The organism is Streptomyces sp. NPDC096046 (genome assembly GCF_040303285.1).
GTDB lineage: Bacteria > Actinomycetota > Actinomycetes > Streptomycetales > Streptomycetaceae > Streptomyces.
On record NZ_JBEOSZ010000029.1, the window covers coordinates 44825 to 67514 of the forward strand.

Here is a 22690-nt window from a genome sequence, read left to right on the forward strand (position 1 = left end):
CTGGGGCATGCGCCGAATGTTCCCGCCCCTCCGCCCGCCCTGACCTCGGGTCACTTCATCGGGTGAGGCCACTACGCCCACCTGCCGGTCGCTCGCACAACACCTGCTGCGCCGCCGCCGGCCAGCGCGCGAAACGGAACCGCGTCCGCTCGACCGCCCCGGTGAGGTTCCGCCAGAACCGCTCGGCGGTGAGGGGCGCGCGCACGGACTCCCTCAGCTCGGCGAGTTCCCCGCAGCCCAGCGCGGCCCGGGCCGCCTCGACCGCCTCCCGGGGAGCCCCGGCCCGCAGCAGGTCGCGCCGCGGCGGGTGCTCCGCCGCCCACTCGGCGAAGACCCAGTGGTTGCGCAGGAACTTCTCGTGCCCGGGCCAGCTCCACCGCTCCAGCGCCAGATGCGCGCCGATCGGGCTGGCCAGCCCCCAGGCGTCGTTGACGTAGGCGTCCAGCGGCGCCGCGGCCCCCGTCACTCCCAGGTGACGTCCCACGATCACCACCCGGTACGGGGAGTCCGCGCGCGCCGGTGTGGCGTGCAGCCGCCGCGCGGCGTCGAAGTAGAGCAGCGTCGGCCCGGACGCGCGCTCGGCCCGCGCCAGCATGGCGCGCCCCTCCGGCAGGGCGGGCCAGTTGGCCACCCAGGTGGCGGTGCGCACCGGGTTGTGGTCGCCGAGGCCTTCCACGTCGGAGCTGCGCACGTTGAACGAGCCGGGCGTGCTGCGCACGTCGAACGGCGTCCGCAGCGGACTGACGGCCGCGCACAGCCACACCGCCAGCAGCGCGCTCACCACGCCCGTGAACCTGGTCGCGGGCACGACCAGCACCGGCAGGAGCAGCAGGAGCAGGGCCGGAAGGATCATGCGGGCGTGCATGTAGTCGCCGCCGACCCGGACGACGTACCCGGCCAGCAGCAGACCCGCCGCGAGCGGCGCCAGCAGCACCGCGAGGGAGACCCGGCGCGGGGCGCGCTCCCGCCGCTGCCGCCGCGCCCGGCGCACCAGCAGGGCCGCCAGCACCCCGAGCACGGGAACGACGGGCCACAGCCAGTAGGGCCCGAGCGTCTCCTGCACGTACCCGGCGCCCCGGCTCCAGTCGCTGGCACTCGCCTCCTTGGCGATGGCCGGCAGCGGCACCAGGATCCCGTAGTACCCCGCCCGGAACACCTCGTACGCCAGCGGCACCGCTCCCGCCGAGGCCAGCATCGCCGCCGTGCCCCGCCGGGAGGGGCGCAGCACCCACCACTGCGCCGCCAGGAAACACACCGTCACCACCGCCAGATCGGGGCGGACCAGCGGACCCAGCCCGAACACGAAGGCGGCGGGATACGTCTCCCGGGCCTCCTGACCGCGCCGGGTCCGCGTCAGCAGCCACCACGACAGGCCGGTCCAGAAGGCGCCGAGGCCGCTCTCCAGACCCGAGGTCATGTACGACCAGAACGGCGGCACGGCCAGCAGCACGAACACGCCCGCCGGGAGCAGCGCCTCCGCGCCCCGGTGCAGCCGGCAGGTGGCGAGCAGGGCGCACGCGAACCCGGCCGTGCTCAGCACCAGACCGAGACCGACCGCGAGGAACGCGGGGTCCTCCCCGGTGACCCGGGTGGCGAGCACGAGCAGCCACTGCCACAGGGTGCCGGTCGAACTCTCCGCCCGCTCCCCGACGTTGAACACCGGCCCGTTGCCCGCCAGGATCTGCCGCACCGGGCGCAGGTAGATGAGCCCGTCGTCGCAGATCCAGCGGCGCCGGTAGCCCAGCAGGAACAGGGCCGCGGTGGGCACGGCCACCAGGGCCGCGTGCCACCCGCGCACCCACGGCAGCCGCTCGGCGGCGGGCGGCCGGGCCGGGGCGGCCCGCTGGCCGGGCAGGGAGGGGGCGGCCTCGGGGGTCGCGGGAGTTCTCATCTCTCGATCAGCGCCTCGGGTCGGGTGCGGACGCCCTCGGTCCGGCGGGCCGTGGGCAGCAGCGCGCCCCCCCGCTCGCCCAGCATCAGCAGCCGGACGACCCGCTCGGCGGCCCGCCCGTCCTCGAACTCGCAGTAGCGCTCCCGGAAGCCGGAGCGCAGCCGCGCCGCCTCCGCGTCCTGCCAGGTGCCGGACGCGAACAGCCAGGCCAGCTCCCGGTACGAGCGGGACACATGGCCCGGCGCGTCGGCCGTGATGTCGAAGTAGGCACCCCGGGCGGCCGCGAACGCGCCCCAGTCGTCGGCGTGGACGACGATCGGCCGGTCCAGCAGGACGTAGTCGAACATCAGGGCGGAGTAGTCGGTGACCAGCGCGTCGGAGGCGAGCATCAGGTCCTCGACGTGCGGCTCGTCGGTCGCGTCCACCAGCACCCCCCGCCGGTGCAGATCGGCCAGGCCGAGGCCCCGCGCGACGCCCGACGCCAGCGACGGGTGCAGCCGGACGACCAGCGTGTGCCCGGGGCCCAGGTCCTCGGCGAACCGGCCCGGGTCGAAGCGCTCGACGTGGCCGCCCCGCCGGTAGTCGCGCCGGGTCGGCGCGTACAGCACGACGGTGTCACCGGCAGGGATGCCGAGCCGCTCGCGCACCTCCCGGCCCCGCTCGGGCCCCGCGCCGACCAGCACGTCGTTGCGCGGGCTGCCGGTCCGCAGTGAGGTGAAGTGGCACGGATAGGCCCGCTCCCAGGCCCGTTCCGCGTACCGCCCCGCGACCAGGCTGTAGTCCCAGCGGTCGGCCCGGCGCAGCATCTGCGGCACGTCGAAGCCGTGCCGGGCGCCCGGCTTGGTCAGCAGGTCGGCGCCCATGTACTTGAGCGGGGTGCCCTGGTGGGTGTGGAGGTGGACGCTGCCGGGCCGCTTGGCCAGGGTGCCGGGCCAGTTGACGTCGTTCACCCAGAACGTGGCCCGCGCCATGACCTCGTGGTAGCGCCGCGATCCCGGCGTCACATGGTCCACGCCGGGCGGCAGCGCCTCCACCGCGTCCTCCCGGACCACCCACACGCCCCGGATGTGCGGGGCGATCTCGCGCGCCTTCTCGTAGATCGCCGCGGGGTCACCGGACACACCCCGGTGGTGGGTCGTCGAGTAGACGGCGAGACGCGGATCCAGGGGGCGCTTCGACTGGGCCGCGTACCAGCCGCGCAGGGCCGTCTCCGACGCCTTCCTCGCCACCCGCCGCTGCCCGCCCACGGCGGACGCACGCAGATCCCGCAGCCCGCGCACCGCCGCGTACGACGCGTAGGGCGCCGAGGCCAGCAGCCGCATCTCGATCCCGCGCCAGCCGTCCGGCTGCGGGAAACCGCCCACCGGGAGGTGACGGCGGTGGAAGGAACGGATCTCCCGGTAGAAGTCGCCCCGGTCCGCGGGCCGCACCCGGTCCTCGCGGGCGAGCACGAACAGCATGTGGTCCAGCGCCCGCTCCAGCAGCACCGGCCGCGCCCAGTCGAGGTCGGAGCGCTGCTCCAGGAACGCGAACAGCCCCTCGTACTGCGGGAAGATGTCGAAGTGCCGACGCCCCGGGGTCTTGGTGATCGCCCCTTGCCGGCGCTGCCGGTACTCCACGCCGATCCGGTCCAGACAGGCGATGCGGCCGGCCAGCACCATCGACCGGTAGGTGACCGGCGCGTCCTCGTACAGCCCCGCCGCGTACCGAAGACCGTGCTCCTGGAAGAAGTCCCGCCGGTAGGCCTTGTTCCAGGCGACCAGGAACAGCTTCAGGTACCGCGGGCTCTCCCGGATGCCGAACGTCTCCAGGCCGGCCGAGGCCAGCAGGTCCGCCGCCTCGCTGCGCCCGCCCCGGCCCCACCAGTGGGTGCGCACATGGTCGAAGACCAGGATGTCCGGGTCGTCCGTCACCGTCAGGCGTGCGGCGACGGCGGCCAGCAGGCCCGGCGTGTAGAGGTCGTCGCTGTCCAGGAAGAGGACGTAGTCGCCGGCCGCCTGTTCCAGACCGGCGTTGCGGGCCCGGCCCAGGCCGACGTTCTCGGGCAGGTGCAGCACCCGCACCCGGGCGTCGCGGGCGGCGTACTCGTCGAGGATCGCGCCGCTGCCGTCGGGCGACCGATCGTCGACGGCGATCACCTCGAAGTCGCCGTAGGACTGGCCGAGCACCGAGTCGAGACACTCGCGCAGGAAGCCCTGCACCTTGTAGACGGGGACGATGATGCTGAAGCGGGGCACTTCTCCGGTCAGCTCCTCACGAGGGTGGCGGCGGGGGCCGGGACGCGCTCCGCGAGCGGGGTCACGGGCGGGATCGACTCGGGCGGCTCCCCCAGCAGCACCCGGCGCACCACACGTTCGGCGGCGCGCCCGTCGTCGAACTGGCAGAAGCGCTCCCGGAACGCGGCCCGCAGGGCCGCGGCGGACGCGTCGGCGTAGGAGCCGTCGCGGAAGAGGGCCGCCAGTTCCCCGGGCGTACGGGCCACCCGGCCGGGCGGCTGCCGCATCAGGTCGAAGTAGACGCCGCGGGTCTCCCGGTAGACGTCCCAGTCGTCGGCGTACACGACGATCGGCCGGTCCAGGTTGGCGTAGTCGAACATGATCGACGAGTAGTCGGTGATCAGCGCGTCCGAGGCCAGGCACACGTCCTCCGACGAGCGGTGCCCGGTGACGTCGATGATCCGGCCGCCGCCCCTGCTCGACCCCTGGTCGTAGAAGTAGTGGGCGCGCAGCAGCACCACGTAGTCGTCGCCGATCGCCTCGCAGAACTCCGCCAGGTCCGGGCCCGTCTCGAAGCCGGTGGCGTAGTCGCGGTGGGTGGGCGCGTAGAGCAGGGCCTTCTTGCCGTCGGGGACGCCCAGTTCCTTGCGGACGCGGATGACGTCCTCGGCGGACGCCGTGCAGTAGACGTCGTTGCGCGGATAGCCGTACTCGAGGGTCTCGTGGGCGCTCGGGAACGCCCGCTCCCACATCTCGGTGGAGTGCCGGTTGGAGGTGAGGTTGTAGTCCCAGCGGTCCACCCGGGCCAGCAGCCTGGCGAAGCTGCCGGTCGCCGCGGCCACCACGGGGTAGGTCGCCTGGTCGGCGCCCATCGTCTTCAGCGGCGTGCCGTGCTGCGTCTGGAGGTGGACGCTGCCGGGGCGCTTGACCACGGCGTCCGCGAAGTTGGCGTTGTTGACCAGGTACCCGGCGCGGGCCAGCACCTCCCAGTACTTCCGGCTGCCGATCACCGCGTACTCCACGTCCGGCGGCAGGCTGCCCACCGCCTCCGGCTCCACCAGGAACACCGCGCGCAGGTGCGGGGCGAGCTCGCGGGCCTTGGCGTGGATCGCCGCCGGATTGCAGGCGTAGCCGCGGCCCCAGTACGCGCAGTACACGACGAGGTTCCGGTCGAGCGGGAGGCGCAGGTGCACCGCGTACCGCAGCCGGGTGCGCAGCCCCCGGGGGCGGGGGAGCAGCCCGGCGGCCCGCAGCGCACTCCGGTTGGCGGCGCGCAGGGCGTGGAAGGCCGTGTACGACCCGGAGGCGAGCAGCCGGTGCTGGACGCCGAGGCTCCCGCCGGGCGCCCGGTGGCCGGTGGGCCGGTGCCGCCGGTAGAGCGCGCTCGCCCGCCGGAAGAAGGCGCGGCGGCCGGACGCCAGCCGCCGCGGACGGGCGGCCGTCTTCAGCACGGCGGCGAAGAGCTGCTCGAACAGCGGCGTCAGCCGGTCTGCCGGAAGCCCCTGCTCCACGGCCCGCGTCAGCACCAGCTCGGTCTGGTCGAGCAGCTCGGTGTGGTGCTCGCCGGGGAGGTTGAGGCGGTTTCCCTGCCGGCGCAGCAGATGCCGGACGACGACCGCGCGCAGGGCCGCCACCCGCTCCGCCCGCAGGGTGACAAGACCGCCGAAGCCGACGTCGGTGAAGTGGTCCCCGGGGAAGGCGATGCCCTGCTCGGTGAGGAAGGCCCGGCGGTAGACCGCGCTCCACGCCGGGAGTGCCACGCCCGTCAGCCACGGGGCCCGGCCGGGGGAGAAGGCCCCGTCCGGCGTCCTGGCCAGCAGGGGGGCGAGGGGGTTGGTCGGCTCGCCCTCCCACCAGGGGGTGCGCTCGTGCTCGAAGTACAGGACGTCCACCGGGGCGTCCGCGTCACCGGCCTCGGCCAGCCGGGCGTCCAGCGCCGCCAGTGCCCCTGGGACCAGGACGTCGTCGCCGTCGAGGAACAGCACATGGCCGCCGACCGCCGACCGCAGCCCGGCGTTGCGGGCTCCGGCCAGACCGGCCGACGGCGGAGAGTGCACCGGCGTCACCCGGGAGTCCCGCTCGGTGTACCCGGCGACGACGTCCGCCGCCGGCGCGTCGGGTGCGTCGCACACCGGGATCAGCTCGAAGTCGCCGAACGACTGGGCGAGGACCGAGTCCAGCGCCAGGGACAGCCGGCCCGCGACCCCATGGGACGGGACGACGATGCTGAAGCGGGGCATTCTGCTCCTTCTGTCAGAAGGCGGGTCTGCTGGAGTGGGCCGTCTCACGCGATGCGCGGGCGTCCCGGCCGCCCGGACGGACGGCAGGAGGGCGGCCGGCTGGGTGTCGGCCGCGACGGGCTGGAGGGCAAGCGGACTCCCCGAGTGAGAACCGTGGTCAGAGGCTGTCGGTGACGGCGAGGGGACCGGTCGGCAGCGACACCGTGGTGAGCGGCTCACGGACCAGCGAGGCCGCCGCCGAGGGCACCGGACGGCGCTCGCCGAGCGGCACGACCGGCGGCAGCTCCGACTCCCCGAGCACCACCCGGCGCACCACCCGCTCGGCGGCCCGGCCGTCGTCCCAGGTGCAGAACCGCTCGCGGAACGCCGTCCGCAGCTGGGCCGAGCGGGAGCCGCGCCAGTGACCGGTGGCGAAGATGTCGATCAGTTCGTCCTCGCCGCGTGCGACCGCGCCCGGCGGGGCCTCGCGCACGTCGAAGTACGTGCCCCGGGCGGCGTCGTACGCCTCCCAGTCGTCGGCGTGGATCACGATCGGCCGGTCCAGGTTGGCGTAGTCGAACATCAGCGACGAGTAGTCCGTGACCAGGGCGTCCGACGCCAGGCAGAGCGACTCCACGCTCGGATGGTCGCTGACGTCGACGACCCGGCCGCAGGTGGTGGTCAGGGGGGCGTCGTAGGCGTGGTGGGCGCGGGCCAGGACGACGAAGCGCGGGCCGAGGCGCCGCGCGATCCGCTGCAGGTCGAGGGGGTGGCGCTGGGAGCGGCGGTAGTCGCGGTGGGTCGGCGCGTACAGGATCGCCACCGCGCCCCGGGGGACGCCGAGGGAGGCGCGCAGCCGGGCCACGTCGGCCCCGGTCGCCGTCCGGAACACGTCGTTGCGGGGGTAGCCGTACTCCAGCGTGGTGTAGCGGCCGGGGTGGACGCGTTCGTGGGTCAGCGTGGTGTGGCGGTTGGCGGACAGCACGTAGTCCCAGCGGTCGACGTCCTTCAGCAGCCGTGCGAAGTCCCGGCCGCGGGCCGCCGCGGGGCGCTCCTGGAGGTCGAGGCCGATGTGCCCCAGCGGGGTGCCGTGCCCGGTCTGGATCAGGACCTGGCCCCGGCGCTTGGCCAGACGGTCGTCGAAGCCGGTGTTGCTGACCAGGTACCGGGAGCGGGCGAGCGCCGTCCAGTAGGCGGCCGTCCCGGGGACGAGGCGGCGCGGGCCGGGCGGGATCGTGTGGTGGTGCTCGCGGCGGGCGATCCAGGACGTGCGGACGTGCGGCGCGAACTCGCGGAACGCGGCCTCCAGCGCGCCCGGATTGCAACCGTGGCCGCGTCCCTCGTACGCGGCGAAGACGGCACGGTCGGCACGCAGCGGCAGGCAGCGCTGGACGCGGTAATGGGTCCTGAGGGCGGCCGACCGCAGGCCTCGCGCCAGCTTCCCGACGGCCTTGGCGGCGGCGCGGTGCCCGGCCGACGCGAACTGGAGGGTGCGGTAGGTACGGTGCAGGCCGAAGCGGATCAGCACGTGGTGGATCCGGCAGCGCAGGGGGATGGGGGCACCCGGGGTGCGGTAGCGGCGGTAGTGGGCGCGGGCCCGGCGCAGGAAGTCGGCGCGCGAGCCCGGGGGCAGCCGGTCCCGCCGGGAGTACACGATCGCCAGGTGGTGCACCATGCGGCGGAACAACACCGACCGCCACTGGGCCAGTTCGGGGCGCTCGTCGAGGTAGGCGAAGACCCGGTCGTACTGCTCGAAGACATCGAAGTGCCGTTCGCCGGTGGTGCGCAGGATGCTGCCCCGCCGCCGCTGCCGGTAGTGCACGCAGACCCGGTCGAGAGTCGTGATCGACTCGGCGGTCATCAGCACCGGATAGGTCCACGGCGTGTCCTCGTAGACGCCGGGCGGGAAGACGAACCCCTCCCGTTCGACGAACTCCCGCCGGTAGGCCTTGTTCCAGGCGACCATCAGCAGCCGCAGCAGGCCCGGCCGGTCCTCCAGGCGGAACGGCGCCGGGCCCTGCTCGGTCAGCTGCAGGGCCGCCTGGTTGCGGATGGCCTCCCCCGTCCAGTAGCTGCGCGCGTAGTCGAAGACCAGCACGTCCGGCTCGCCCGTCTCCTTCAGCCGGTCGGCGATCGACCGCAGCGCGTCGGGCGTGAGGGTGTCGTCGCCGTCGAGGAACAGCAGGTAGTCGCCGCTCGCGCGCGCCACGCCGGCGTTTCTCGCGCGGCCCAGTCCGACGTTCTCCGGCAGGTGGACGGGGCGTACGCGCGCGTCGCGGGCGGCGAACTCGTCGGTGATCGCGCCGCACGCGTCCGGCGAGCAGTCGTCGACGACGATCAGTTCCAGATCGGGACAGGACTGGGAGAGCACCGACTCCAGGCACTCGTGCAGGTACGCCTGAACCTGGTACGCGGGGACAATGACACTGAACCTGGGCAAGAGGCCATCCATCGGTCGGCGCGGGCGTTCGGCCCGGGAACGGCCGGTGCGCCGACTTGGTTACGCCGACTACGGCATCCGGGGTAACGCGGAAGGGGCGGGCCGTCCCCGGCCCGCCCCTTCGACTACCGTGCTGTGAGCGCTACTTGACCGCGCCCGCCATGACTCCGGACACGAACTGCCGCTGGAACGCGAAGAAGACGGCCAGCGGGACCACCATGGAGATGAACGCGCCGGGTGCCAGCACGTCGATGTTGTTGCCGAACTGCCGTACCTGCGTCTGCAGCGCGACCGTGATCGGCTGGCTCCCGGAGTCCGAGAAGATCAGCGCGACCAGCATGTCGTTCCACACCCACAGGAACTGGAAGATGCCGAGCGCCGCGATCGCCGGTCCGCCGAGCGGCATCACGACACGGAAGAACAGACGCAGTTCACCCGCGCCGTCCAGCCGCGCCGCCTCCAGCAGCTCGCGCGGGATCTCCGCGAAGAAGTTCCGCAGCAGGAACACCGCGAACGGCAGGCCGAAACCGACGTGGAACAGCACCACGCCGATCACCGAGCCGAAGACGCCGATCTTGCCGAAGAGTTCGGCGATCGGGATCAGCGCGACCTGCACCGGCACGACCAACAGGCCGACCACGCCCAGGAACCACCAGTCCCGGCCCGGGAACTCCATCCAGGCGAAGGCGTAGCCCGCCAGCGAGCCGATGATCACGACCAGCAGGGTCGCCGGGACGGTGATCCACACCGTGTTCAGCAGGCTGCCGGTGATGTCGTCGTTCTCCAGCAGCTTCGTGTAGCTGTCGAAGGTTATCTGCGCGGGCTCGGTGAACACGGTCCACCAGCCGCTCGCCGCGATGTCCTCCGCCGAACGGAGACTGGCCAGCAGCAGACCGATCGTCGGCACCAGCCAGAACAGGCCGACCACGATGAGGAACACCCGCACCAGCCCGCCGCCGACCCCCTCGGCGAGCCGCGACCCCAGCGACTGCCTGGCCTTCATCGCCGCACCTCCCGCCTGAGCCTGCGTACGTTGAACCACATCACGGGGATCACGAGCAGCAGCAGGAACACCGAGATGGCGCTGGCGATGCCCGGCTGGTTCTCGGAGAAGCCCTTGCGGTACAGCTCCAGCGCGAGGACGTTCGCGTCGTCCTGGGCGGATCCCGGCGCGATGATGAAGACCAGGTCGAAGATCTTCAGCACATTGATCATCAGGGTGACGGCGACGACCGCGAGGACCGGCGCCAGCAGCGGCACCGTGACCCGTCTGAACACCTGCCACTCGGTCGCGCCGTCGACCCGGGCGGCCTCCAGCAGTTCCCGGGGCACCCCCGCGAGCCCGGCCGCGATCAGCACCATCGCGAAGCCCGCCCACATCCAGATGTACGCGCCGATGATGGACGGGGTGACCAGGGACGGGCCGAGCCAGTCCAGGCCGTTGTACGGCTCCTCGAAGTTGCTCGCCGGGAGCCGCAGCAGGGCCCCGTCGGCCGCGGCGGGCAGGGTGAAGGTGCCGTCGCCGGCGGCCGTCGCCGACGCCACCACCCTGCCGTCCTTCACGGCCTCGATCTTCATGCCGGCATAGCCGACTTCGGCCGGGTCGACGCTGTTGAGCTCGCCGACGCCCTTGCCGCGCGTGAAGTCCTGCCAGGTCGTCCCGGTGATCTTGTCCGGCTCCGGTTTCGGCGCCGCGGCGGCCTTCGCGCCGTCCGGCATCAGGTCGGGCGCCACACCCACCAGGGGCAGTGAGACCGCCTCGCCGGTGCGCACGGGCGACGTGGTGATGAACGCGCCGCCGCCGGCCGGCTCCAGCGGCGAGTCCCGGCCCGGGTGGGCCTTCGGGAAGGCCGACGCCTGGGAGAACGTGTCGTGCACGCCCACCCACACCGCGTTCGCCACACCCTTGTCCGGGTCCTGGTCGTACACCAGGCGGAAGATGATGCCCGCCGCCAGCATCGAGATCGCCATCGGCATGAAGACGACCAGCTTGAACGCCGTACCCCAGCGCACCCGTTCGGTCAGCACCGCGAAGATCAGTCCGAGGGCGGTGGCGACCGTCGGCGCGAACACCACCCAGATGACGTTGTTCTTCAGCGCGGTGCGGATGCCCTCGTCGGTGAAGAGGGCCTGGTAGTTGTCTATTCCGGCGAAGCCGTCACCGGACTGGTCGTAGAAACTGCGCACGACCGAGTACCCGATCGGGTACACCACGAGCGCGCCGAGCAGGACGAGCGCGGGCAGCAGGAACAGCGCCGCGACGGTCCTGCGGGTGCCGGTCACACTCTTGCGCGACTTGGGAGCGGCAGGGGGCTTGGAGCTCCCTGCCGCCGTCAGCGACGTCATGACGTCAGTTCCCGTACGCCGCGGCCGCTTCGGCCTCCAGCTTCGCCTGCGTGCCCGCGATGTCCTCGGGGTTCTTCAGGAAGTCCTGGAGGATCTTCCACTCGCCCTTGCCGGGTGTCCCGCCGAACGCCTGCGGGGCCTGGTCGGACATGTCGAAGCGGAAGTCGTCACCGGCGTCGATGAGCGCCTTGGCGATCCTCTGCTGCACCGCGTTCGGGTACGCGGAGTTCGGCACGTTCTTGTTCGGCGAGAGGTAGCCGCCCAGCTCGGCCTGGATCTGCGCCGCGTCCGGCGAGGCGAGCCAGGTGGCCAGTGCCTGCGACCCCTTCGAGTCCTGAAGGATCACGGCAGCGTCGCCGCCCGAGACCACCGGACCGTTGTCACCGACCGCCGGGAACGGGAACACCTTCGCGTCCGTGCCGATCTTCATGTCCTTCGGGATGTTGACCTGCGCGAAGTCACCCGCGGCCACCATGGCGGCCTTGGGCTGGTCCCCGCCGGTGAAGACCTGGGTGACGGACGCCGGGAAGTCGGTCTGCAACGCCCCGCTCGCCCCGCCCGCGATCCAGTCCGGCTTGCCCCAGACCTGCGCGAGCGTGGTCAGCGCGTCCTTCACGGACGGGTCGGTCCACTTGATCTCGTGCTTGGCCAGCTGGTCGTACTTCTCGGGCCCGGCCTGCGAGAGGTACACGTTCTCGAACCAGTCGGTCAGCGTCCAGCCCTCGGCGCCGCCGACGGAGAACGGGGTGACGCCGGAGTCGTAGACCGTCTGCGCGGTGTTGAGCAGATCCGGCCAGGTCTCGGGCTCGCCGGCCCCGGCGTTCTCGAAGACCTGGTTGTTGTACCAGACCAGCGACTTGTTGGCGGCCTTGTAGTAGACGCCGTACTGCTCGCCGTCGACCTTGCCGATGTCCTGCCAGCCCTGCGAGTAGTTCTCGCTGAGCTCCTTGAGGGCGTCGGAGCCGAGGGGCTTGGCCCAACCCCGGTCGACGGCCTGCTTGATGGCGCCCGGCTGCGGCAGCATCACGATGTCCGGCGGTTGCCCGCCGGCCACCTTCGAGCCGATGAAGTTGATGATCGGGTCCTGGGCGGGCACGAACGTGACCTCCGCGCCCGTGCGTTCTTCGAACTCCGCGAGGACCTTCTTGAAGTTGGCCTGTTCCGTGCCGCTCCACACGGCGGCGATCTCCAGGCTGGTCCCGTCCAGCTTCGGAAGGTTGACGCTGTTGGTGGTCTCCTCGCTGTCGCCCGTGCTTCCACCGGTGTCCTTGTCGCCGCCTCCGCAGGCGGAGAGCGAGAGCGCGAGCGCTCCCGCGGCGACGATGGCCGCGGCCTTGGCGGCTCTGCGGTGCTGGGGGGTCGCCTTGTCCCGCTCGGGCGACCAGCGTGTCCGGATGGTGCTGCTCGTCATGCGCATGACTGCCCCGTTCTTCGTTCCTCGTCGAACGTCGAGCGCGCTCCCGTGCGATCTGGTCTACGCCCGGGTGTGCGGGGGCGGCAAGATGGCGTCGGCTGTCAAGCGGGGGATCGTGACTCCCTCGTGACGCGGCCCCGTGACGCCGCGGGGCCGACGGCCGTACCCGGCTACAGGAGCGACGGCACCTTCGCCGCCGCGACCTCCCGTGCCGCCCTTTCCAGCGCGCTGGCCAACAGTGCCAGGTCGGTCGGTCCGTTCCCGAGCTCCCGCACCGGACGCCGGGCCGGAGGGTCACCCATGCGGTGCCACTCCAGGGGCACGACGGTGGGGCGCAGCGTCGCCGTGCGGGGGATCCGGCCGGTGACCCGCCCGCCCTGGAACGGGGTGACCCGCCCGTCCGCCCCGGTCAGCCGGCCACGCCCGGGCGCGGGCTCGTCCGGGCCCGGGGCCGGGGCGTCGAGCGTGACGCGCAGGGTGGCCCGGCGCGCCGGTTCGGTCTCCGCCGTACGGGGACAGGGGCCGGTGGCCGCGACGAGATGGACGCCGAGCCGCTCGCCCTCCCGGGCCACGGCCTCCAGCGCGCGCATCACCGACCCGGCCGCCGGCCGCCCGGTCGAGCCGAGCGCCGGGGACACCAGCGCGTCCAGGTCGTCGACGACCACGACGAGCCGGGGGAGCGGGGGCGCGGCCGCCTCCGTCTGCCGCCGGGCCGCTCCGGGACGCAGCCGAAGGGTGGAACTGGACGGGGAGTCGAGGTCACCGGAGCCTCCCGAGGCGGGCGGCTCGGCCGGGGCACCGCCTCGTGCCGTCGCCGTGCGCTGGGTGACCATACGGCCCGACAGCTCACGCCCGGTGTGCCACTCGTCGAAGTCCGACCGCCCGAGCAGCTCGGCACGCCGCTTCAGCTCGGCGCTCAGCGACTGCGCGAACTCCCGCATGCGGACCGGGTCGTGCGCCATGAGCAGGGTGGTGACATGCGGTACGTCCGTGCACACCCGCAGTCCCTCGCCGTGCCCGCCGCCCGCGCCCGGGCCGCCCCGGCCGTCGACCAGCACGATGCCGAGGCGGTCCGGCCGCTCGGCGGCGGCCAGGGACGCGACGATCGCCCGCAGCAGCTCCGTACGGCCGCTGCCCGGCGGGCCCTCGACCAGCAGATGCGGCCCCTGGGCCGCGAGGTCCGCGCAGACCGGGCCGCGCGGCCCGGCGCCCAGCACCGCGCGCACGCGTCCGCCCAGCGCGTCGGTGTCGTCGGCCGCGTCCGCCCAGCGCGCCATCAGCGAGGCCGGGGTGGCCCGGGCCAGGCCCAGTTCGTCGAGCAGCCGGGCCGCCTGTGGCAGGGGTGCGGAGACGCGCGGCTGGCGGTCGCTCGCCGGGCCGTCCGTCCGCAGCGGCGCCAGCGCCCGCGCGAACCGCTCGGCCCAGGCCGCGGACACGGCGTCGACGGTGGCGATGGCGCCGTGCCCGACGGGCGCCGCCGGCGATCCTTCGCCCCCGGCCCGGGCCACGCGCATCAGCCGCAGGGCCGTCGCCACGTCCCCGCTGAGCAGCGCGACCGCGCCGCACTGCCGGAAGGTCGGTGCCACCGAGCAGGCCGCCTCGTAGGTGTCCGTCACCGGTGAGGCGGGGGAGGCGGCGGCCGTCTCGGCCAGGCAGATGACGTGGATCCCGGCCCCGGGGCCCTCCAGCGCCAGCCGTGCGACGGCCTTGCGCAGGTCGGCTCCGCCGGGATCGCCGTCCACGACGAGCACCGTGTACGGGCCCGGGAAAGCGCCGGTCACGTCGGCGGCGGAAGCGTCGTCACGTGCCCAGGACGGCCGCCGGGGGGCCGGGACGGAGTGGTGTGGGGACGGACCGGTACCCGTGGGCTGTGCGCCGCCGGGCGCCGGGGCGCCCACCGGCGGACCGGCGGCGGCGCCGTCCGGACCCGCCTCCGCGAGGTGGTCCTCCAGACGGCGGGTGAGCTCGTCGGTGCGGGCCGCGGCCTGCTCGCGGTCGTGGGCCAGGAGCAGCCGGCAGTCCTGCCCGTGCCCCGGGCGGACGTGCGGCAGCCAGCCCAGCCAGGACCACTCGGCGGTGCGCTCCTCAAGGGACCGGGCGCGGTCCGCGGCGATCAGGACGATCTCCAGCGTGTCGGGGGAGTGCAGCGCCGTGAGCTGGGCCAGCACCGCGCGTGCCAACCCGGACAGCCGCGCCCGCGGCCCGGCCAGCCCCAGGGCTCCGACCTCACGCAGCCCGGCGGTCACGGGCACGGCGGGCAGCAGGCCCGAGCCGTCCGGCGCCGCACGGTCGGCCGTGCCGAGGCGCACGGCGAGCGCCTCCGGATGACCGGGGGCGCGCTCCCACAGCCGGGGCCCCGGCCCCAGCGCCGTCAGCAGCAGGGTGGCCGGGTCCGGCCAGGTCTCCGGCGCGGCCGACACGACGACCGGGTGGTGCTCCGCCGCCGTCACCGCGGCCGGCTCGTCCTCGTGCGTCTCGGGTGGGTCCGCCGCCTGCTCGCCACGCCCTCCGGCCAGCCGTCGGGCCCAGGCACCGAGCCCCCCACGCCTGCGGGTGCCCGGGGGCACGTCGGTGCCGCGCAGGGGGGTGCCCTTGCGTCCCCGGCCGGCCCGCTCGTCCACGAGGTCCGGGTCCACGGCACGGGCGGGAACAGCGGGGGCGACCGACCCGTCCGGGCCCCAGGGGTGAGGGCCGGTACCGTCCGCGACTCCGGCGTCGTACACCGTCGTCGGCCGGACGGGGGCCACGTCGCCGAACGCCCCGGCGCCGGAACGACCCGCATGCGTGTCCCCGGCGCCGCTCCCGGCCCGGACCCCGTCGCGCTGCCGCGCGGCCTCGGCCGGGGACGCGAAGGCACTCCGCCGAGCGGCGGCCTGCTGCCCGGTGGGTGCGCCGTGAGTCCCGAAGGCGGCCTGCGTGGCACCGGCCGTTCCCGACCGCGATCCGTCGCGCGTGCCGACGCCCGGCGCTTCGCTCCGGTTGTCTCCCGGGTGGCCGGTGCCGTGGGGTGGCATCTGGCTCCGGGGTCCCGGGTGGGGTGTGTCCGGGGTGCCGTGCGAGGGGGTCTGGCTCGGGTTGTCTCCCGGGTGGCCGGTGCCGTGGGGTGGCATCTGGCTCCGGGGTCCCGGGTGGGGTGCCTCCGCAGCGCCGCGCGAGGGCGTTTCGCTCCGGTCGCTTCCTCCACGGGCCGCGCCTCCCGCGCCCCGGGACGGCACGTGGCTCGCGCTGCCTTCCGAGCCGGCCTCGCCGACGCTGCCCGGCAGGCGGGTCCAGCCGCCCTGGTCCCGTCCCCGGGGCGCTTCGGACCCCGCGCCCGCGTCCCCGCGCTCGATCCTCGGTGCCCCACCCTGCCCCGGCACCACAGCCGGATCGGCGGAGCCGTGTTCCGAGGAACTCGGCGCGCCCCAGGCCGCGGCCGCCGAGCCGTAAGTGAGATGCGTGGGCCCGAGGGGCCCGGCGGGTCCCGGGTCGGCCACGCGCGCGGGGGACACGGGGGATTCCGTCCCGCCCTCGGCGGGCTCGGGCACGCGCACGTGCCCCTCCCCGTCCGGAGTCGTCTCCACCCGGCCACCCGGCCCCCCGGCGGGAGCCAGCCGCAGGGCCGATTCGCCGATCCGCAGCAGCGCACCCGGCGCGAAGGGGACCGCCCGGCCGCCCACGCGCGTGCCGTTCACCGTCGTGCCGTTCGTGGAGTCCAGGTCGGCGACCTGGACACGGCCGTCCGCGCTCACCGTCACCGCGCAGTGCAGCCGGGAGACGTCCGGGTCGTCCAGCGGCACGTCGGCGTCGGCGGAGCGGCCGATGCGGATCTCGCCGCCGTGCAGCAGATGGACGCCGCCGGCGTCGGGGCCGGCGACGACCTGGAGCTGGGCGGGGGCGTCGTCCAGTTCGGGATGCGGCTCCGGCTCCCCTGGCGCGCCCACGGACAGCACGGCACCGTCGGTCAGCGGGGGCTCGCCGAGCGTGCAGCGCTGGGCGTCCAGTCGCTGCTCCCCTGCGTACAGCACCGGTGTGCCCGAGCCGTCACCGCCGAGGACCGCCTGGGCCAGCGCCGACGCCACCGCCGCGAGCGCCGTACCGGCGGGTGCCGTGACCAGCACGTCGCTGCGCGGGGCGCGGTCCCGCGCCGGCGCCGACGGGCCCAGCGGATCTACGACGGTCAGCCGGATCTGCATCGCCGTCAGCGGTCCCTTCTGCCCGGGCGCGGAGTCCCCCACCCCGCCCCAGCACGTCGGCCAGTACTGCACGCATCCTCGCACCTGCCACTGACAGCGCGCCCCTCTCTCAGGAAAAGGTGATCTTGATTGGTCGGCTCTGCCCGCAAAAGTGCCTGAGAGATGACCCACGGGCGACCGCTTGAGATCGGTCACGTTCGTTCTCGGCAACCACGAGACCGAGGTCAGCGTCTTTCCTTCGAACAAGTCTGAGAGCGGAAACGTAAGACCCACAGAAAGACGACACTCCGGTCCTCGGCTGCCCGGCACTACAGTGGTTCGGACAGGCCAGCAGGCAAGGCAAGCACCAGGGAGCGCATGACGTGCGGCCGGTAGGCAGCAAGTATCTGCTCGAGGAGCCGCTCGGACGCGGCGCCACGGGCACCGTCTGGCGAGCCCGCCAGCGCGAGACCGCGGGCGCCGAGGCGGCCGTGCCGGGACAGCCCGGCGAGACCGTCGCCATCAAGGTCCTCAAGGAGGAGCTGGCCGGCGACCCCGACATCGTCATGCGGTTCCTGCGCGAGCGGTCCGTCCTGCTGCGGCTGACCCACCCGAACATCGTCCGGGTGCGTGACCTGGTCGTCGAGGGCGAGCTGCTGGCGCTGGTCATGGACCTCGTCGAGGGCCCCGACCTGCACCGCTACCTGCGGGAGAACGGACCGTTCACCCCGGTCGCCGCCGCCCTGCTCACCGCCCAGATCGCCGACGCGCTCGCCGCCAGCCACGCCGACGGCGTCGTCCACCGCGACCTCAAGCCGGCCAACGTCCTGCTCCAGCAGTACGACGGGCGGATGCACCCGCTGCTGACCGACTTCGGCATCGCCCGCCTCGCCGACTCCCCGGGACTGACCCGGACCCAGGAGTTCGTCGGCACGCCCGCGTACGTCGCGCCCGAGTCCGCCGAAGGCCGCCCGCAGACCTCCGCCGTCGACATCTACGGCGCCGGCATCCTGCTGTACGAGCTGGTCACCGGCCGCCCGCCGTTCGCCGGCGGTTCCGCCCTGGAGGTGCTGCACCAGCACCTGAGCGCCGAGCCGCGCCGTCCCTCCACCGTCCCCGACCCGCTGTGGACGGTCATCGAGCGCTGCCTGCGCAAGAACCCGGACGAGCGGCCCAGCGCCGAGAACCTCGCCCGCGGCCTGCGCGTCGTCGCCGAGGGCATCGGGGTGCACGCGAACTCCGCGCAGATCGCCGCCGCCGAGGGCGTCGGCATGCTCCTCGTGCCCGACCCGGCCCCCGCGCCGGTGCCGGACACGCCCGGCGCGGCCGACCCGACCCAGGTCCTCCCGCAGAACGCGGGCGCGTACGACCCGAACGCCGCGACCAGCGTCATGCCGCACACCGGCGGTCCGGCCGGCGCCGCCGACCCCACCGCCGTCATGCCCCACCGGGGCGCGGCCGACCCGACCGCCGTCATGCCGCCGGTCCCGCCGGGCTCGCCCGGTCACCCCGGCCAGCAGGGCGGCCCCGAGGACCCGCACCCCTGGCAGAACCAGCTGCGCGCGGCCCGCGACCGCAACGAGCAGACGCAGGTCCAGTACCTCGACCCGAACCAGGACCCGCTGCGCCGCCGCCCCCAGCGCCAGGTGGCCCGGCCGCAGCCGCAACAGCAGCCCCCGCGCCGCCAGGCGCCCCCGCCCGGGCCCGGCCACGGCCATCCGCACCGGCAGCCCCAGCAGTACGCTCCGCAGCCCCAGCGGCCCCAGCCGCCGCAGCGCTACGCCCCGCCCGCGCCGCCGGCCCAGCCCCAGCAGCCGCAGCGGCCCCAGCGCGAGCCCCGGCAGCCGAGGCAGCGCAGTGCCAACCGGATGCGGATCCCCGGGCTCGGCTGCCTGAAGGGCTGTCTCTTCACGATCATCATCCTGTTCGTCGCCGGCTGGCTGGTCTGGGAACTGAGCCCGCTGCAGGAGTGGATCGGCACCGGCAAGAGCTACTGGGACCAGCTCACCGACTGGTTCAGCACCGTGACCGGCTGGTTCGAGAAGCTCGGCGGGAGCGGTTCCGGCACGAACTGACCGGAACCGCCCTGCGGGGTTGGTGATTTGTCGACATCTGGCGGGTGATTTCCGCCTCCACGGTGAAGGTTGGCTCTCCGGGCGCGTAGTTTTGGCGACAACACGCGTCGGTAGGAGCAGCCTTGGCACGGAAGATCGGCAGCCGGTACACCGCCCACCAGGTCCTGGGGCGGGGCAGCGCCGGCACGGTGTGGCTGGGTGAGGGCCCCGAGGGCCCCGTCGCCATCAAGCTGCTGCGCGAGGACCTCGCGTCCGACCAGGAACTCGTCGGGCGCTTCGTGCAGGAGCGCACGGCCCTGCTCGGCCTGGAGCACCCGCACGTGGTGTCGGTGCGCGACCTGGTCGTCGACGGCAACGACCTGGCACTGGTCATGGACCTCGTCCGCGGCACGGACCTGCGGACCCGGCTGGACCGGGACCGGCGCCTGGCCCCCGAGGCGGCCGTCGCCATCGCGGCGGACATCGCCGACGGACTGGCGGCCGCCCACGCCGCGGGTGTGGTGCACCGGGACGTCAAGCCGGAGAACGTGCTCCTGGACATGCAGGGCCCGCTCGGCCCCGGCGGCTCACACCGCGCCCTGCTGACCGACTTCGGCGTGGCCAAGCTCATCGACACGCCACGCCGGACCAAGGCCACCAAGATCATCGGCACCCCGGACTACCTCGCGCCGGAGATCGTCGAGGGCCTGCCCCCGCGCGCGTCCGTCGACATCTACGCGCTCGCCACCGTCCTCTACGAGCTGCTGGCGGGGTTCACCCCGTTCGGCGGCGGCCACCCGGGCGCGGTCCTGCGCCGGCACGTCACGGAGACGGTGGTCCCGCTGCCCGGCATCCCGGACGAGCTGTGGCAGCTGCTGGTGCAGTGCCTGGCCAAGGCCCCGGCCTCGCGGCTGCGGGCCTCGGAGCTCGGCGCCCGGCTGCGGGAGCTGCTGCCGATGCTGGCGGGCATGCCCCCGCTGGAGGTGGACGAGCCGGACATCGACTCCGCGGAGGAGGCCGACCGCGAGGAACAGCCCGCCGGACCGGCACCGGCCCGCGAGCGGGTCCGGCGGCGGGGCGCGGTCCCCCTGGTGCCGGGCGCGAAGCCGGCCGACTCCAACCGGGACACCCACACCTCGATGCGTGTCCCCGCCCCCGACGAGCTGGCCGGCGGCGCCCACGGGACGGCCCGGGCGCCCCGCGCCCCCGGCGCCCCCCGCCCGGGCTCGGCCCGCAACCGCGCGGCGACCCGGCGCCGCAGGGTGGCCCTGGGAGCGGGCGCGGTCGCCCTGGCGGCGGCGATAGGCGTCGGCGCGTGGCTGTCCACCGCGGACGACGGCGCGGGCACCCCTCCGCAGGACACCGGGAACTCGGCGCCCCAGTCCCCCTGAGCCGCCGTCTCCGGCCGCCCGGCGATGGCCGCCGGGCGGAGCCGTTACGCTGGAGGGCGTGGCAGTCGTCGACGTATCCGAAGAGCTCAAGTCCCTCTCCTCGACCATGGAGTCGATCGAGGCCGTTCTGGACCTCGAGAAGCTGAGGGCAGACATCGCCGTGCTCGAGGAGCAGGCGGCCGCGCCGTCCCTCTGGGACAACCCCGATGAGGCGCAGAAGATCACCAGCAAGCTGTCCCACCTCCAGGCCGAGGTGCGCAAGGCCGAGGCCCTGCGCGGTCGCATCGACGACCTGAGCGTTCTCTTCGAGATGGCCGAGGAGGAGGACGACCCGGACACCCGCGCCGAGGCCGAGTCCGAGCTCACGGCCGTGAAGAAGGCGCTGGACGAGATGGAGGTCCGCACACTCCTCTCCGGTGAGTACGACTCCCGTGAGGCACTGGTGAACATCCGCGCCGAGGCCGGCGGCGTCGACGCCGCCGACTTCGCCGAGAAGCTCCAGCGCATGTACCTGCGCTGGGCCGAGCAGCGCGGCTACAAGACGGAGATCTACGAGACCTCGTACGCGGAAGAGGCCGGCATCAAGTCGACCACCTTCGCCGTCCAGGCGCCCTACGCGTACGGCACGCTCTCCGTCGAGCAGGGCACGCACCGGCTCGTGCGCATCTCGCCCTTCGACAACCAGGGCCGGCGTCAGACCTCCTTCGCGGGCGTCGAGATCCTTCCCGTGGTGGAGCAGACCGACCACATCGAGATCGACGAGTCCGAACTGCGGGTGGACGTGTACCGCTCGTCCGGCCCGGGCGGCCAGGGCGTCAACACCACCGACTCCGCGGTGCGCCTCACCCACATCCCCACCGGCATCGTCGTCTCCTGCCAGAACGAGCGGTCGCAGATCCAGAACAAGGCGACCGCCATGAACGTGCTCCAGGCCAAGCTGCTGGAGCGGCAGCGCCAGGAGGAGCGGGCCAAGATGGACGCCCTCAAGGACGGCGGGAGCTCCTGGGGCAACCAGATGCGCTCCTACGTCCTGCACCCGTACCAGATGGTCAAGGACCTGCGCACCGAGTTCGAGGTCGGCAACCCCGAGGCTGTGTTCAACGGCGAGATCGACGGCTTCATCGAGGCCGGAATTCGCTGGCGCAAGCAGCAAGAGAAGTAAGTTTGTCGACAAGGCAACTGCCGCCCACGGGGCGGTAGTTGCCTTTTCCGCGCTCGGATGTCCGGGTTTTGCATCACACTCACAGGCTCAGACTCCCGGCATAGCTCCCGTAGTTGGACATGGCGGCCGCAAACGGCCTTGACGTGTTCTTGAAAAATGGGAAGGGTGAAGCGCGGCATGCGTGTCTCTGGGGCGCATGTGAACCGGGGGCCTTTCATCTCAGCTTCCCCCGTCGAGCACAGCCCCGAGCGCTGCCTAATGACGATGAGCTACTGGGGGTAGCAGCCACATGACGAAGAAGACGCGGATCCGTGTCGCGCGGATAGCGGCCGGTGCCGTGATCGCCGCCGGCGCCTCACTGACCGCCGCCGGTGCCGCATCCGCCGCGGAGACCGAGGACTGCCTGCTCGGCATCCTGTGCGCCGAGGAGTCGCCCACTCCGACCCCGCCGCCGACGGGTGAGCCGACCGGTGAGCCGACCGGTGAGCCGACCGTCATCCCGACGGGCGAGCCGACCGAACCGCCGCCGTCGACCGAGGAGCCCACCGACGAGCCGACCGAGCCCACGGACGAGCCCACCGAGCCGACCGAGGACCCGACCGACGCCCCGACGAACCCGGGCAACGGCAACGGTGGCGGCAACGGCGGCGGCAACAACACCGACCCCGACGGCGGCACCTCGCCGCAGGAGGAGGGCTCCTCCTCCCTCACCGAGATCGGCTCGGACTCCACCCCGGCGGCCACGCAGGGCCAGGCCCGGGCCCAGGGCAACGGCCAGGAGCTCGCCGAGACCGGTGCCGCGCAGACCACCTTCCTGGTGATCGGCGCCGCCACGATGATCGCCGGCGGTGTCGGCTTCCGTCTGCTGCCGCGCCTCGTGGGCGGCCGCGGCGGTGCTGCCGCCTGACGGTAGCCACGTCCGCACGGACCGTGGACACACGGACCGTGGACACAGCGCACACCGAGGGCCCGGAGCGATTCGCTCTGGGCCCTCGGCCATGTCTGGCGGGGGGCGGCTGCCTGCGCCGCTAAGCGGTCTGGTGCGCCAGCAGGGCCACCGCCGCGATCAGCACCGTCAGCAGTGCGATCAGCGCCATCGGGTTCAGACCCGCGAAGAAGTTCTCCTGCTGCAGCCGCTCGCGGTTCGCGCGGCACACGGCGCAACGGCCCTCGTTCACGGGGGACGCGCAGTTCGCGCACACCAGCCGGTCGTACGTCATGCGCTTGCCCTCCTTGCGCCGGTTCCACGTGTCCAACGTTCGTGGGGGTGGGAATGTTCCCCCCTCCACTGTGCCAGGTTCCGTCGGCCGTCGCGCGGCTGCGCGTTTTCTGCGGTGGTACGCACGGTCGCCCCGCGCCCCGCGGGCCTCGGTATAAAACGGCACATCCATGGCGCAACCACG

General features: G+C 73.6%; 13 protein-coding genes. 4 read left to right on the forward strand and 9 right to left on the reverse strand.

Going from position 1 to position 22690, the window contains the following annotated elements; all coding sequences use genetic code 11:
* Window positions 1-55: 55 nt before the first annotated feature.
* The 8 genes from ABTX62_RS24075 to ABTX62_RS24110 form a co-directional block, all read right to left on the reverse strand.
* Window positions 56-1891: an arabinofuranosyltransferase AftB family protein gene (locus ABTX62_RS24075; protein ID WP_352118133.1), complete on the reverse strand. Its 1836-nt coding sequence runs from the start codon at window positions 1889-1891 to the stop codon at window positions 56-58.
* Window positions 1888-4128: a bifunctional glycosyltransferase/CDP-glycerol:glycerophosphate glycerophosphotransferase gene (locus tag ABTX62_RS24080; protein WP_352118134.1), complete on the reverse strand. Its 2241-nt coding sequence runs from the start codon at window positions 4126-4128 to the stop codon at window positions 1888-1890. The genes ABTX62_RS24075 and ABTX62_RS24080 overlap by 4 nt, the downstream gene beginning before the upstream one ends.
* Window positions 4129-4136: 8 nt before the next feature.
* On the reverse strand, window positions 4137-6347 hold the full coding sequence (locus ABTX62_RS24085; RefSeq protein WP_352118135.1) for a bifunctional glycosyltransferase/CDP-glycerol:glycerophosphate glycerophosphotransferase: 2211 nt from the start codon (window positions 6345-6347) through the stop codon (window positions 4137-4139).
* Between the two features lie 157 nt (window positions 6348-6504).
* A complete protein-coding gene (locus ABTX62_RS24090; RefSeq protein WP_352118136.1) occupies window positions 6505-8766 on the reverse strand; it encodes a bifunctional glycosyltransferase/CDP-glycerol:glycerophosphate glycerophosphotransferase in 2262 nt (753 codons plus the stop codon).
* A gap of 142 nt (window positions 8767-8908) precedes the next feature.
* Window positions 8909-9769 (reverse strand): carbohydrate ABC transporter permease, encoded by an 861-nt coding sequence (locus tag ABTX62_RS24095; protein WP_352118137.1) that lies wholly within the window; start codon window positions 9767-9769, stop codon window positions 8909-8911.
* On the reverse strand, window positions 9766-11112 hold the full coding sequence (locus ABTX62_RS24100; protein ID WP_502998003.1) for a carbohydrate ABC transporter permease: 1347 nt from the start codon (window positions 11110-11112) through the stop codon (window positions 9766-9768). Before ABTX62_RS24100 ends, ABTX62_RS24095 begins: the two co-directional genes overlap by 4 nt.
* A 4-nt stretch (window positions 11113-11116) precedes the next feature.
* Window positions 11117-12529 (reverse strand): ABC transporter substrate-binding protein, encoded by a 1413-nt coding sequence (locus tag ABTX62_RS24105; RefSeq protein WP_352118138.1) that lies wholly within the window; start codon window positions 12527-12529, stop codon window positions 11117-11119.
* A 167-nt stretch (window positions 12530-12696) separates the two neighbouring features.
* Complete coding sequence (locus ABTX62_RS24110; RefSeq protein ID WP_352118163.1) at window positions 12697-16701, reverse strand: FHA domain-containing protein; 4005 nt, start codon at window positions 16699-16701, stop codon at window positions 12697-12699.
* A 362-nt stretch (window positions 16702-17063) separates the two neighbouring features.
* Between ABTX62_RS24110 and ABTX62_RS24115 the strand changes: the two genes are divergently transcribed.
* From ABTX62_RS24115 to ABTX62_RS24130, 4 genes are all read left to right on the forward strand, one after another.
* A complete protein-coding gene (locus ABTX62_RS24115) occupies window positions 17064-18755 on the forward strand; it encodes a serine/threonine-protein kinase (protein ID WP_352118139.1) in 1692 nt (563 codons plus the stop codon).
* 122 nt (window positions 18756-18877) lie between these two features.
* Entirely contained in the window at window positions 18878-20125 is a 1248-nt protein-coding gene (locus tag ABTX62_RS24120; RefSeq protein ID WP_352118140.1) for a serine/threonine-protein kinase, read from the forward strand.
* Between the two features lie 58 nt (window positions 20126-20183).
* Window positions 20184-21287, forward strand: a complete 1104-nt coding sequence (gene prfB / locus ABTX62_RS24125; RefSeq protein WP_352118141.1) for a peptide chain release factor 2 — start codon at window positions 20184-20186, stop codon at window positions 21285-21287.
* 289 nt (window positions 21288-21576) lie between these two features.
* Window positions 21577-22194: a hypothetical protein gene (locus ABTX62_RS24130; RefSeq protein WP_352118142.1), complete on the forward strand. Its 618-nt coding sequence runs from the start codon at window positions 21577-21579 to the stop codon at window positions 22192-22194.
* Window positions 22195-22315: 121 nt separating this feature from the next.
* Here the strand turns inward: ABTX62_RS24130 and ABTX62_RS24135 are convergent, their stop codons facing one another.
* Window positions 22316-22507 carry a hypothetical protein gene (locus ABTX62_RS24135; RefSeq protein ID WP_352118143.1) on the reverse strand — a complete coding sequence of 64 codons (192 nt, stop codon included), beginning with the start codon at window positions 22505-22507 and terminating at the stop codon, window positions 22316-22318.
* Between the last annotated feature and the right edge of the window lie 183 nt (window positions 22508-22690).